This window comes from Streptomyces sp. NPDC048637, from assembly GCF_040650675.1.
Classification (GTDB): domain Bacteria; phylum Actinomycetota; class Actinomycetes; order Streptomycetales; family Streptomycetaceae; genus Streptomyces.
Genome location: NZ_JBEZHQ010000021.1, coordinates 23,019 through 35,801, shown reverse-complemented (window position 1 = coordinate 35,801; position 12,783 = coordinate 23,019). Strand labels below are relative to the sequence as shown.

At 69.1% G+C, this 12,783-nt stretch carries 15 protein-coding genes; 3 read left to right on the top strand and 12 right to left on the bottom strand.

From position 1 onward, the window contains the following. Positions 1–14 precede the first annotated feature (14 nt). From AB0C46_RS24515 to AB0C46_RS24500, 4 genes are all read right to left on the bottom strand, one after another. The gene (locus AB0C46_RS24515; RefSeq protein WP_362830286.1) at positions 15–422 is read right to left on the bottom strand and encodes a hypothetical protein; all 408 of its coding nucleotides are present in this window, start codon (positions 420–422) and stop codon (positions 15–17) included. A 131-nt stretch (positions 423–553) separates the two neighbouring features. Continuing rightward, the gene (locus AB0C46_RS24510; RefSeq protein ID WP_107429536.1) at positions 554–691 is read right to left on the bottom strand and encodes an SCO1431 family membrane protein; all 138 of its coding nucleotides are present in this window, start codon (positions 689–691) and stop codon (positions 554–556) included. 241 nt (positions 692–932) lie between these two features. Continuing rightward, positions 933–1,664 (bottom strand): ribonuclease PH, encoded by a 732-nt coding sequence (gene rph / locus AB0C46_RS24505; RefSeq protein ID WP_362830284.1) that lies wholly within the window; start codon positions 1,662–1,664, stop codon positions 933–935. A 98-nt stretch (positions 1,665–1,762) separates the two neighbouring features. Next, complete coding sequence (locus tag AB0C46_RS24500) at positions 1,763–2,002, bottom strand: PTS glucose/sucrose transporter subunit IIB (RefSeq protein ID WP_208683897.1); 240 nt, start codon at positions 2,000–2,002, stop codon at positions 1,763–1,765. A 232-nt stretch (positions 2,003–2,234) separates the two neighbouring features. Here AB0C46_RS24500 and AB0C46_RS24495 point away from each other — a divergent pair, with 232 nt between their 5' ends. Both AB0C46_RS24495 and AB0C46_RS24490 read left to right on the top strand, forming a co-directional pair. After that, complete coding sequence (locus tag AB0C46_RS24495; RefSeq protein ID WP_362830408.1) at positions 2,235–3,548, top strand: PTS transporter subunit EIIC; 1,314 nt, start codon at positions 2,235–2,237, stop codon at positions 3,546–3,548. 252 nt (positions 3,549–3,800) lie between these two features. Next, positions 3,801–5,054, top strand: a complete 1,254-nt coding sequence (locus AB0C46_RS24490; protein ID WP_362830282.1) for a PTS transporter subunit EIIC — start codon at positions 3,801–3,803, stop codon at positions 5,052–5,054. Between the two features lie 89 nt (positions 5,055–5,143). On the opposite strand, the gene AB0C46_RS24485 is transcribed toward AB0C46_RS24490, so the two are convergent. The 8 genes from AB0C46_RS24485 to clpS form a co-directional block, all read right to left on the bottom strand. After that, complete coding sequence (locus AB0C46_RS24485; RefSeq protein ID WP_362830281.1) at positions 5,144–5,896, bottom strand: MBL fold metallo-hydrolase; 753 nt, start codon at positions 5,894–5,896, stop codon at positions 5,144–5,146. A 478-nt stretch (positions 5,897–6,374) separates the two neighbouring features. Further along, positions 6,375–7,325 (bottom strand): cysteine synthase, encoded by a 951-nt coding sequence (locus tag AB0C46_RS24480; protein ID WP_362830280.1) that lies wholly within the window; start codon positions 7,323–7,325, stop codon positions 6,375–6,377. Then, positions 7,325–7,603, bottom strand: coding sequence for a MoaD/ThiS family protein (locus AB0C46_RS24475; protein ID WP_362830278.1), 279 nt, complete (start codon positions 7,601–7,603; stop codon positions 7,325–7,327). Before AB0C46_RS24475 ends, AB0C46_RS24480 begins: the two co-directional genes overlap by 1 nt. 132 nt (positions 7,604–7,735) lie before the next feature. Next, positions 7,736–7,909, bottom strand: coding sequence for a putative leader peptide (locus AB0C46_RS24470; protein WP_362830276.1), 174 nt, complete (start codon positions 7,907–7,909; stop codon positions 7,736–7,738). Between the two features lie 84 nt (positions 7,910–7,993). Further along, positions 7,994–8,419 (bottom strand): M67 family metallopeptidase, encoded by a 426-nt coding sequence (locus AB0C46_RS24465; protein WP_362830274.1) that lies wholly within the window; start codon positions 8,417–8,419, stop codon positions 7,994–7,996. A gap of 103 nt (positions 8,420–8,522) precedes the next feature. After that, positions 8,523–9,983 (bottom strand): amino acid permease, encoded by a 1,461-nt coding sequence (locus AB0C46_RS24460; protein ID WP_362830273.1) that lies wholly within the window; start codon positions 9,981–9,983, stop codon positions 8,523–8,525. A 321-nt stretch (positions 9,984–10,304) separates the two neighbouring features. Further along, positions 10,305–10,898 carry a DUF2017 domain-containing protein gene (locus AB0C46_RS24455; protein WP_362830271.1) on the bottom strand — a complete coding sequence of 198 codons (594 nt, stop codon included), beginning with the start codon at positions 10,896–10,898 and terminating at the stop codon, positions 10,305–10,307. Beyond that, positions 10,895–11,248, bottom strand: coding sequence for an ATP-dependent Clp protease adapter ClpS (clpS, locus tag AB0C46_RS24450; protein ID WP_259670506.1), 354 nt, complete (start codon positions 11,246–11,248; stop codon positions 10,895–10,897). The genes AB0C46_RS24455 and clpS overlap by 4 nt, the downstream gene beginning before the upstream one ends. A 152-nt stretch (positions 11,249–11,400) precedes the next feature. Between clpS and AB0C46_RS24445 the strand changes: the two genes are divergently transcribed. Continuing rightward, entirely contained in the window at positions 11,401–12,729 is a 1,329-nt protein-coding gene (locus AB0C46_RS24445) for a nicotinate phosphoribosyltransferase (RefSeq protein ID WP_362830269.1), read from the top strand. Positions 12,730–12,783 lie beyond the last annotated feature (54 nt).

Here is a 12,783-nt window from a genome sequence, read left to right as displayed (position 1 = left end):
CCCGATTATCCCGGCTATCCCGGGGTGCAGATCTTGGTCATCTGGCCGGCCCCGTCGACGATCGGCTGGATGTCGGGGGCCTTGTTGTTGTCGAGGTCCTTGCGGGCGGCCTTGATGCCGTCGTTCGTCTTGTCGATGGCCTTGGACAGGTCGGGGTCGTTCGCCCCGTCGCGGAGCTTGCGCAGGTCCGCGTCGATGGCGTCGAGGGCCTGCTGGGTCTTCTGCGGGTCGCTGACGGCGGTGTCCGCGGCCTGCTGGAGCTTGTCGACGGCGTTGACGACGGAGGAGGCGGTGTTGGCACAGTCCATGGCCTTCTGGACCGCTCCGCAGGCGGAGAGCAGCGGTATCGCGAGGGTGGCGGCGGCGAGCGTGACGAGTGCGGTGGCGGCGGGGCGGCGCTGCGGGAGCGTGCGGGGGGCCATGGCGCGGGTTTCCTTCCCTTGGCAATGTGCGGGCAAAGGAAGAAACGCGGGGCGGGGTTGTTTTGGTTGCGCCCAGGGGCGACATCCGTCGGAGGCGGCGCGGCGCGGCCCCTCCCCCGGCGGCCCCTCCGTCAGAGGAGGCCGGTCTGGGTGAGCAGCATGGCGAGGACGACGACCAGGGTCCAGCCGAGGACGTGCTCCAGGAGACGGGAGTCGTCCTTGGGCCCGCCGGTGCGGGCGCGGGACGCGGTGGCAGCGGTGGTGGACATGGCTCCACAGTGCGGGCGCCGCGGTGGCATTTCCAGACCCGGAGGCCCCATGAGAAAAGGGTCACAGGGGTGGCAGAGGCTCAGGATCGCAGGGGGCCGGGTCCTCCCCCGTGACGCGGGGCCCCGCGCGGCCCGCCCTCCCAACGGCGAGGCACACACCCGCCCGCGCTCCAGGCGGAACGCACACCGGCCCGCCCTCCGAGTCCCCGGAGCGCGGGCCGGTGTGCACCGCTGTGGTCGCTCAGAGCGTGCGGGCCAGCGCCGCCCGCTGGGTGCCGTCGAGTTCGGCGCAGCCGGCGACGGCGAGGTCGAGGAGGGCGTTGAGTTCGTCGCGGGCGAAGGGCTCGGCCTCGGCGGTGCCCTGGACCTCGACGAAGCGGCCGTCGCCGGTGCAGACGACGTTCATGTCGGTCTCGGCGCGGACGTCCTCCTCGTAGCAGAGGTCGAGGAGCGGCGTGCCGTCGACGATGCCGACGCTGACGGCGGAGACGGTGCCGGTGAGGGGCTTGCGGCCGTGCTTGATGAGCTTCTTGCCCTGGGCCCAGGTGATGGCGTCGGCGAGGGCGACGTAGGCGCCGGTGATGGCGGCGGTGCGGGTGCCGCCGTCGGCCTGGAGGACATCGCAGTCCAGGACGATGGTGTTCTCGCCGAGGGCCTTGTAGTCGATGACGGCGCGCAGGGAGCGGCCGATGAGGCGGCTGATCTCGTGGGTGCGGCCGCCGATCTTGCCGCGTACGGATTCACGGTCGCCGCGGGTGTTGGTGGAGCGGGGCAGCATCGAGTACTCGGCGGTGACCCAGCCTTCGCCGGTGCCCTTGCGCCAGCGCGGGACGCCTTCGGTGACGGAGGCGGTGCAGAAGACTTTGGTGTCGCCGAAGGAGATGAGGACAGAGCCTTCGGCGTGCTTGCTCCAGCCGCGTTCGATGGTGACCGGGCGGAGTTGTTCGGGGGTGCGGCCGTCGATGCGAGACATGGCGTAGACCCTATCGGGAACGGCGAGGGCCCCACTCCGGGGCGGTGGATCGTCCGGGGCGGGGCCTTCGGGAGCGGCTTGGCGGCCGGCTCGTCAGCTCACATCATGTCTTCGATCTCGGCGGCGATGGGGTCGGCGTCGGTGCCGATGACGACCTGGATCGCGGTGCCCATCTTGACGACACCGTGGGCGCCGGCGGCCTTGAGGGCGGCCTCGTCGACGAGGGAGGAGTCGACGACCTCGGTGCGGAGGCGGGTGATGCAGCCCTCGACCTCCTCGATGTTGTCGAGTCCGCCGAGCCCGGCGACGATCTTCTCAGCCTTGCTGGCCATGTCCACTCCTGCTTGTCTCGGCCGCCGGCGATCCCGCCGCGCGGTTTTCACACCGTAACGCACGTTCAGCCCAACTATGTGGGCGTTTGTCCGCTGTCTGGCGAAGGATGGCGATCACCGGAGTGCGCGCCGGACAGCCGCGAGAACGGCCGCGGTGCGCACCCCAAGTGGTCTACACCACCAGTATGCGGCAAGCACCAGAGCGGCTGTCGACGGGCCGACTGCCGGGAGGACAGGGATGAGTGCGAACGCAGCGGCGGCGGCCCCGAGGAGGAGCTGGGCGTCGAACCTCTTCCAGGGCCTGCAGAAGATGGGGCGCAGTCTGCAGTTGCCGATTGCCGTCCTGCCCGCCGCGGGGATTCTCAACCGTCTTGGCCAGCCGGATGTGTTCGGCGCGGACGGGCTGGGCTGGGACGCCGTCGGCAAGGTGTTCGCGGCCGCGGGCGGTGCACTGCTGGATTCGGGGCTCGGTCTGCCGCTGCTGTTCTGTGTCGGTGTGGCGATCGGTATGGCCAAGAAGGCGGACGGGTCGACGGCGCTGGCGGCGGTGACCGGTTTCCTCGTCTATTTCTCGGTGCTGCACGCGTTCCCGTCGGGCTGCGGCGCGGGCCAGACGTATACCCAGGCCGGTCTGTGGAGCGGTGTGTGCCTGGACCGGACCAACACGGTCACGCAGGCGGAGTTCCAGAATCCGGGGGTGTTCGGCGGCATCGTCATGGGATTTCTGTCCGCGTGGCTCTGGCAGCGCTTTCACCGGGTGAAGCTGGTGGACTGGCTGGGGTTCTTCAACGGCCGCCGGCTGGTCCCGATCATCATGGCCTTTGTCGGTCTGGTCTTCGCGGTGCTGTGTCTGTTCGTGTGGCAGCCGGTCGGTGATGCGCTGACGAGCTTCAGTGAGTGGCTGTCGGGGCTGGGGGCGTGGGGTTCGGGGATCTTCGGTGTCGCCAACCGCGCGCTGCTGGTGATCGGCCTGCATCAGTTCCTGAACACCTTCGTCTGGTTCCAGTTCGGCAGTTTCACCAAGCCGGACGGCACCGTCGTCCACGGTGACATCAACCGGTTCCTGGCGGGCGATCCGGATGCGGGGCAGTTCACCACCGGGTTCTTCCCGATCATGATGTTCGCGCTGCCGGCGGCGGCGCTGGCGATCGCGCACTGCGCCAAGCCGCACCGCCGTAAGGAGATCGCGGGCATGATGCTGTCGGTCGGCCTGACGTCGTTCGTGACGGGTGTGACCGAGCCGATCGAGTATTCGTTCCTGTTCGTCGCGCCGGCGCTGTACGCGATCCACGCGGTGCTGACGGGTGTGTCGATGGCGGTGAGCTGGGCGCTGGGGGTGCACGACAGCTTCAGCTTCTCGGCGGGGCTGATCGACTACGTCATCAACTGGGGGCTGGCGACCAAACCCTGGCTGATCATTCCCATCGGTTTGTGTTTCGCGGCGGTCTATTACGCCCTCTTCCGTTTCGTGATCACGAAATTCAATCTGGCGACGCCCGGCCGCGAGCCGGATGAGGTGGGGGACGCGATGGAGCGGGAGAACATCAAGTAGGACCCGGCCCGGAACACCCGCCGGAAGTGGCCGCGGAGGCCGCCGCCCGGCCTTCCGGGACGCTTTTGCCGGCCCCTGAGTCCGCTGACCAGGGGCCGGTCGCCATGTGGTCCACACCACTTGGAAGAATGGATTCCTTTATGTCAGGGCTACGTGCTAAGAATGGTCTAAACCACTAGTGGTGTAGACCAAGGTGTAGACCAAGCGCGGGCCGTCCCCCCTTCGAGTGCCCGCCTCACCAGGAGGAATCCGATGAGTTCGGCCACCGCCACGAAGGCGGCCCCCGCGAAGAAGCGGGGCTCCGGCCTGTTCCAGGGCCTGCAGAAGATCGGCCGCAGCCTCCAGCTGCCGATCGCCGTACTGCCCGCCGCGGGCATCCTCAACCGCCTCGGCCAGCCCGATGTGTTCGGCGAGAAGGGCCTGGGCTGGATCGCCGTCAGCAAGGTCTTCGCCGCCGCCGGTGGCGCGGTCTTCGACAACCTGCCCATGCTGTTCTGCATAGGCGTCGCCATCGGCTTCGCCAAGAAGGCCGATGGCTCGACGGCGCTCGCCGCCCTGGTCGGCTTCCTGGTCTACAGCAATGTCCTCAAGGCGTTCCCGGTCACGGAAGGCCATATCGAGAAGGGCGAGTGGGTCGAGCCGGTCCTCAACAACCCCGGCGTCCTCGGCGGCATCATCATGGGGCTGCTCGCCGCGGTCCTGTGGCAGCGCTACCACCGCAAGAAGCTGGTGGACTGGCTGGGCTTCTTCAACGGCCGCCGGCTGGTCCCGATCATCATGGCCTTCGTGGGCACCGCCGTCGGCGTGCTCTTCCTGCTGATCTGGGAGCCCATCGGCGACGGGATCTCCGCCTTCGGCGAGTGGATGACCGGTCTGGGTGCCGGTGGCGCCGGACTCTTCGGCCTGATCAACCGCGCACTGCTGCCGATCGGTATGCACCAGTTCGTCAACACCGTCTCGTGGTTCCAGCTCGGTGACTTCACCGATGCCGCGGGCAAGGTCGCGCACGGCGACATCGGCCGCTTCTTCGCCGGTGACCCGTCCGCCGGCCAGTTCATGTCCGGCTTCTTCCCGATCATGATGTTCGGCCTGCCGGCCGCCGCCCTCGCCATCGCGCACACCGCCCGCCCCGAGCGCCGCAAGGCCGTCCTGGGCATGATGATCTCGCTCGCGCTGACCTCCTTCGTCTGCGGTATCACCGAGCCGATCGAGTTCTCGTTCATGTTCATCGCGCCGGTGCTGTACGCGATCCACGCGGTGCTGACGGCCCTGTCCATGGCCCTCACCTGGGCGCTCGGCGTGCACGACGGCTTCACCTTCTCCGCCGGCTTCATCGACTACGCGCTGAACTGGAACCTGGCCACCAAGCCCTGGATGATCATCCCGATCGGCCTGGTCTTCGCAGCCGTCTACTACGCGCTGTTCCGCTTCGCGATCACCAAGTTCAACCTCACCACCCCGGGCCGGGAGCCCGAGGAAGAGGTCGAGGACCTGACGAAGGCGTAAGGGCACCGTCCACGGCACAGGCGAGGGCCCCGGAACCGCACCACGGTTCCGGGGCCCTTCGCCGTTGCGCCGGGCGTGCCGCCTCCGCGTCAGATCTCGTAGACCGCGCCTGCCTTGGCGGCCTCGACCGGGCCGTCGTAGACCTTCTGGGCGTCACGGATGCTGATGTCCGGGTCGGTCCACGGCGGGATGTGGGTCAGCACCAGCCGCCCCACACCGGCCCGCTGGGCGCTCTCGCCGGCCTCCCGGCCGTTGAGGTGCAGATCCGGGATGTCTTCCTTGCCGTACGTGAAGGACGCCTCGCACAGAAAGAAGTCGGCGCCCGCGGCGAGCGACTCCAGCGCCTCGCAGGGTCCGGTGTCCCCGGAGTAGGTCAGGGTCCGGCCGCCGTGCTCGATACGGACGCCGAAGGCCTCCACCGGGTGACTGACGTGTTCCGTGCGGATCGTGAACGGCCCGATGGTGAACGTGCCGGGTGTCAGGGTGCGGAAGTCGAAGACCTCGCTCATCGCGCCGTCGTGCGGCACATCGGCGTGGGCGACGGTCAGCCGCCGCTCGGTGCCGGCCGGCCCGTAGACCGGCATCGGCGCACAACGCCCGCCGTCCGGGCGGTAATAGCGGACGACGAAATAGCCGCACAGATCGATGCAGTGGTCTGCATGCAGATGCGACAGGAGTACGGCATCCAGGTCATAGAGGCCGGAGTGGCGCTGCAGCTCGCCCAGGGCGCCATTGCCCATGTCGAGGAGCAGCCTGAAGCCGTCGGCCTCCAGGAGGTAGCTCGAGCAGGCCGATTCCATGGAAGGGAACGAGCCCGAGCATCCGACGACAGTGAGCTTCATACGGGCGTGAACCTCCGTGGGCGGGGGCGGCGGTCTAGGGGCCTCCCCTGCTCGAACGCAGAGGAGAGCTGGGGGGCTGGTCCCTGCAGGTTCCCGGCGGGCCCTGCCGGGGTGTTGCCGGGGTGTTGCCGGGTCCTTGGCGGTCTGTGCGGTGCCCACGAGCGTAAGCCGCAAAAGGTCCTGTGGCTCCTCCAGCGGGGCGAGCTGTGGGCGGAATCACCAGTCTGGGCTGTCGCCCCGTACGCCCGTACGCAGGGGCCGCTCCCGTCGGGTGTGTGCCGTGCCCCATCCGCCCGCGAGGTGCCCGGCGCCGTTCACGGAGTGCCCGCCACCGTTCACGGAGCGCCCGCCGCCGCTCACGGACCGCCCCGCCGCTCGCGGAGTGCCCCCGGCCTTCGCCGGGGGCGTCCCTGGCCCGCCAGCCCCTGGAGGGAGACACCCCCTGCACCCAGAGCCGGCCCTGCGCCCGAAGCTGGCCCTACGCCCAGAGCTGGCCCTGCAGCGTGGCGATGGCTGCCTCGGTCGATTCGGCGGTGTAGACGCCGGTGGAGAGGTACTTCCAGCCGCCGTCGGCGACGACGAAGACGATGTCGGCGCTCCGGCCCGCCTTGACCGCCTTCTTGCCGACGCCGATCGCGGCATGCAGTGCCGCGCCGGTGGAGATACCCGCGAAAATGCCTTCCTCGGCGAGGAGTTCGCGGGTGCGGCGGACCGCGTCCTCGGAGCCGACCGAGAAGCGGGTGGTGAGCTGGGACTCGTCGTAGAGCTCGGGGATGAAGCCCTCGTCGAGGTTGCGCAGACCGTAGACGACATCGTCGTAGCGCGGTTCGGCGGCGACGATCTCGATGCCGGGGACCCGCTCACGCAGATAGCGGCCGACGCCCATGAGCGTGCCGGTGGTGCCCAGACCGGCCACGAAATGGGTGACGGAGGGGAGGTCGGCGAGGATCTCGGGGCCGGTGGTGGCGTAGTGCGCACCGGCGTTGTCGGGGTTGCCGTACTGGTAGAGCATCACCCAGTCGGGGTGCTCGGCCGAGAGCTCCTTGGCGACCCGGACGGCGGTGTTGGAGCCGCCGGCCGCGGGCGAGGAGATGATCTCGGCACCCCACATGGCGAGCAGCTCGCGCCGCTCGGAAGAGGTGTTCTCCGGCATGACGCACACCATGCGGTAGCCCTTGAGCTTGGCCGCCATGGCGAGCGAGATGCCGGTGTTGCCGCTGGTCGGCTCAAGGATGGTGCAGCCGGGGGTGAGCCGGCCGTCCTTCTCGGCCTGTTCGACCATGTGCAGCGCGGGCCGGTCCTTGATCGAGCCCGTGGGGTTGCGGTCCTCCAGCTTCGCCCAGATGCGGACGTCGTCGGAGGGCGAAAGGCGCGGGAGGCGGACGAGAGGGGTGTTCCCGACCGCCGCCAGCGGGGAGTCGTAACGCATCAGCGCATGCCGCCGGCCACGGCCGGGAGGATCGTCACGTTGTCGCCGTCGGCGAGCTTGGTGGAGATGCCTTCCAGGAAGCGGACGTCCTCGTCGTTGAGGTAGACGTTCACGAAGCGGCGCAGCTGCTCGCCGTCGACCAGGCGCTCGCGGATGCCGGTGTGCCGGCTCTCCAGGTCGGTGAAGAGGTCGGCGAGGGTCTCTCCGCTGCCCTCGACGGCCTTCTGGCCGTCGGTGTAGGTGCGCAGGATGGTCGGGATTCGGACCTCGATGGCCATGGGAGTGCTCCTGTCGGAGTGCGGTGGCGGATGCTGTGCGTCCCGGGTGCGCGGCGGTCGGCAGGCCGGGAGGGCGTCGGATGACGCGGGAGGTGCGGGGGTCGCGCGGTACGTGCGCCCGTACGGGCCGGGTCAGGCGCCGGCGCAGCGCGGACAGATGGCGCTGGAAAGGCGGCACAGATCCACGTGCAGCCGTGCGGCTCCGCAGCCGAAGGCGCCGAGCAGCGCGGATGCGGAGCGACGCGTGGCGAGCGGAGCGTGCAGCAGCATGCCCGTCCTCTTCTCGCTCACGTCGTGGTCAACCATGCGGTCATCGTATCGATTCCCGGTCCGGGTATTGGAACCTCGTCCCATGATGCGGACGATCGGTGTACGCCAGGTGGGACGCGCTCAGGAGTACGCCGCCACGACCTCGACCTCTTCCTCCGTGACCACACCGTCCACGATCCTGAACGAGCGGAACTGGAAGGGCCCGGCGTCGTCGGTGTCGGCGGTGGAAACCAGGACATAGTGAGCACCGGGCTCGTTCGCGTAGGAGAGGTCGGTGCGCGAGGGGTAGGCCTCGGTGGCGGTGTGCGAGTGGTAGATGATCACCGGCTCCTCGTCCCGGTCGTCCATCTCGCGGTAGAGCTTGAGCAGGTCGGAGGAGTCGAATTCATAGAAGGTGGGCGAGCGGGCGGCGTTCAGCATCGGGATGAACCGCTCGGGGCGGCCGCTGCCTGCCGGGCCCGCGACCACGCCACAGGCCTCGTCGGGGTGGTCCTGGCGGGAGTGCTCGACGATCTGGTCGTAGAGGGCCTTGGTGAGGGTCAGCATGGCGCCAAGAATAGCCAGCGGGCCCGTACGTACCGAAGAGTGGTACATACGGGCCCGCATGCTGGACAGCCGGGCGGCTCCGCCGGCCGTCCGGGGTGCTGCCTCAGCGTTTGGCGTCCTTGGCGGCGGTTTCCTTCGGTGCCCCGCCGGCCGCCAGGACCGCCGCGTCCCGCCGCTTGATGCAGAGGTAGCCGACGGCCAGGACCAGCGCCCACACGGGCGCCGCGTAGAGCGCGGCCCGGGCATCCTTGTCGACACCCATCATCACGATCACCATGCCGATGAAGGCCAGCGCGAAGACCGAGGTGAAGGGGCTGCCGGGGGCCTTGAACTCGGACTGCGGCAGCTCACCGCGGTTCGCCTTGGCGCGGTAGCGCAGCTGCGAGGCCAGGATGACGATCCACGCCCACATACCGGAGATGGTGGCGAAGGAGACGACGTAGTTGAACGCCTCACCGGGCCACTTGTAGTTGATGTAGACGCCGAACAGCATCATCGCGACCGAGACGCCGGTGCCCCAGGTGGGCAGGCCGTTCTTGCTGAGCTTGGTGAAGAACTTCGGCCCCTGGCCGTTGAGCGCGAGGTCGCGCAGCATCCGGCCGGTGGAGTACATGCCCGAGTTCGCCGAGGAGAGCGCGGCGGTCAGCACGACGAAGTTGACGATGCCGGCACCGGCCGGCAGACCGATCTGCTGGAAGGCGGCGACGAAGGGGCTGACGCCCGGCTTGAACGCCGTCCAGCTGACGACGGACAGGATGATGATCAGCGCACCGATGTAGAAGAGGCCGATCCGCCACGGCACGGTGTTGATCGCCTTGGGCAGGACCTTCTTGGGGTTGGTCGCCTCGCCCGCGGTGACGCCGACGAGCTCGACGGCGAGGAAGGCGAACATCACGATCTGCAGCGTCATCAGCGTGCCGCCGATGCCCTTGGGGAAGAATCCGCCGTCGGACCACAGGAGGCTGAAGGAGGCGGTGTCACCGGCGTCGGAGAAGCCGAGGGTGATCACGCCGAGGCCGATAAGGATCATGCCGATGATCGCGGTGACCTTGACCATCGAGAACCAGAATTCCAGCTCACCGAAGATCTTCACGGAGATCAGGTTGATACCGAAGAGCGCACACGTGAAGACGAGTGCCGAGGCCCATTGCGGTATGCCCTTGTTCCAGTGCTGCACATACGTGGCGGCGGCGGTCACTTCGGTGATGCCGGTGACGACCCAGAACAGCCAGTACGTCCAGCCGGTCACAAAGCCGATGAACGGGCCGAGGAATTCGCGTCCGTACTCCGAGAAGGATCCGGAGACGGGCCGGTACATGAGCAGCTCGCCCAGGGCCCGCATGATGAAGAAGATGACCAGACCGACGATGGCGTAGGCGAGGATGATGCTCGGCCCGGCCATCGAGATCGCCTTGCCGGCCCCGAGAAAGAGACCGGTACCGATGGCGCCGCCAATGGCGATCATCTGGATCTGACGGTTTCCCAGACCCCGCTGGTAGCCCTCTTCGGGGGCCGTCCCAGCCTCACTGCCGTCATGCTGCTTGTCGACCTGCACAGAGGTCATGAGTGGTGCGCCTTTCTCCATTCCGACCCGGTCTGTCCGGATCGGGTCCCGATCCCCCCGGATGGAGTTCCTGCACGCCGACGGTCGGCCGGCTCAGCGCTCCCGCGGCGACAGGGGTGGCGTCGCTCACGGCAGGTCGTGAACATTTAACACGCGCCGTTGAAGATCGCCTAGAGATGGCGTGAACCGAACCACAAGGAAAACAGGACAAGTTCCGCAAACGACCGCAAGTCGCAGCGCGGCAGTGATGCGATCGTTATTCGGATTTGAGCATCCGCTGAGCGAACACCAGGCAAACACTCGGGGCAGTACGCCCGGATTTCAGCCCATCAGTGACTCGACGAGAGTCTCCTGAAGCCCGCCGAGCCAGAGGTATGCCATCACCATCGGCTTGCGGGGGTCGCTGTCCGGCAGCCGCAGCAGCTCGCCGCCGTCCTCCTCATCGGTTACTTCAAGCCGCGTACCGATGGCCAGCCTCAGGTCGTTGAGGGCCCCCAGCCACTGCCGGCACTCGGCGGGCCGCAGCCGCAGTTCCGCGCTGCCGCCCTCGGGCGCCAGGGTGTCCAGCGCGCGGATCAGCGCGAGGGCGTCCTCGCGCTTGCGGGAGCGCAGGTCGTTCTCGGTGTAGCGGCGGAATTCGGCGGCGGCGGCGCGGACGTCGTCATCGGGGACGAGGTCGGGTCCGCCGTAGGCGTCGGGGAAGAAGCGGGCCAGGACCGGGTCGGCGGGCGGCTCGCTGGGGCCGTCGTTGAAGACGGACGCCAGCAGATCGTCGCTCTCGCTCTCCCCGGCCTCCTCGCCCGGACCGATCAGCTCCATCAGCTGGACCGCGAGGCTGCGCAGGATGGAGATCTCGACCTCGTCGAGGGGGACGGCGGCGCCGCCGTCGGGCAGCGGCTCGAAGTGCCCGCTCATTTGCGGTCCTGCTGGAGGGTCGCCCACAAGCCGTAGCCGTGCATGGCCTGCACGTCGCGCTCCATTTCCTCGCGGCTGCCGCTGGAGACCACCGCGCGGCCCTTGTGATGGACGTCGAGCATCAACTGGTGGGCCTTGTCCTTGGAGTAGCCGAAGTACGACTGGAAGACGTAGGAGACATAGCTCATGAGGTTGACCGGGTCGTTGTGGACGATCGTGACCCACGGGACGTCGGGTTCGGGGACCTCGAAGGGAGCCTCGCTCGACTCGGGACGTTCGATCTCGACCGGGACACTGAGCGTGCAGCGATGCGGCCGGAGCGTGGTCGTGGGTGACGGGTGGGCGCTCACAGGCCCCATGCTGCCACCCGGGGGCGGGCGACGCACAAATGCCCCTCGCGCGGGCCGCGTCGGCGAGCCGCGCACCGCGGCCGCGGGCGGCCTTTTGTCGCTCCCGGAGCACTATCGTCAAAGTGACGAGTATCAGGGGTAGCATCTCCCCCATGAACACAGCAGACCTGGGGCTGCCGGTGGCCGTGCCGTCGACTGCGCTCTTCACCGACCAGTACGAACTCACCATGCTGCAGGCCGCGTTGCGGTCCGGCACCGCGGACCGGCGCTCGGTCTTCGAGGTCTTCACCCGCCGCCTCCCCGAGGGCCGCCGCTACGGCGTGGTCGGCGGCACCGGCCGGGTGCTGGACGCGGTGGAGAACTTCCGCTTCGACGAGACCATCCTCGGCTTCCTGCGCGAGCGCGGCATCCTTGACGAGCCGACGCTTCAGTGGCTGGCCGACTACCGCTTCCGCGGCGACATCTGGGGCTACCCGGAGGGCGAGGTCTACTTCCCCGGCTCCCCGGTCATGCGGGTCGAGGGCACCTTCGCCGAGGCGGTCCTCCTGGAGACGGTGATTCTCTCGATCCTCAATCACGACTCCGCGGTGGCCGCCGCGGCCTCGCGGATGTCGGTAGCGGCCGGCGACCGCCCGCTGATGGAGATGGGCGCCCGCCGCACCCACGAACTGGCGGCGGTGGCCGCGGCCCGCGCCGCGTACGTCGGCGGCTTCCACACCACCTCCGACCTGGCGGCCGGCTTCCGCTACAACATCCCCACCGTCGGCACCAGCGCCCACGCCTTCACCCTGCTGCACGACACCGAGCGGGACGCCTTCACCGCACAGGTCGACACCCTCGGCAGCGGTACCACCCTGCTCGTGGACACCTTCGACGTCACCGAGGCGGTGCGCACCGCCGTGGAGGTGGCCGGCCCGGGGCTCGGTGCCGTCCGGATCGACTCCGGCGATCTGCTGCTGATCGCCCACCGGGTGCGCCAGCAGCTGGACGAGCTGGGCGCCGGGCAGACCAGGATCGTGGTCACCAGCGATCTGGACGAGTACGCCATCGCCTCGCTGGCCGCCGCCCCGGTGGACGCGTACGGCGTCGGCACCCAGCTGGTGACCGGCAGCGGGCACCCGACCTGCTCGATGGTCTACAAGCTGGTCGCCCGCGCCGACAGCGAGGAGCCCGGCGCGCCGCTGCGGCCGGTCGCGAAGAAGTCGATGGGCGCCAAGACCTCGCTCGGCGGCCGCAAGTGGGCCGCGCGCCGGCTGGACGCGGACGGTGTGGCCGAGGCCGAGGTCATCGGCACCGGGCCGGTCCCCGCCGGGCTGGCCGACCGGCAGCTGCTGGTGCCGCTGGTGAGCGCCGGCAAGGTGGTGGCCCGCGAGCCGCTGGACGCCGCCCGCGACCGGCATATCGCCGCCCGCGCCACGCTGCCGCTGTCGGCGACCCAGCTCTCCCGCGGTGAGGCCGTCCTGCCCACCGAGTACGTCTGACCGGGCGCCGCTGACGGGGCGCCGCTGACGGGCGCGGAGTGCCGGGCGGCGGCC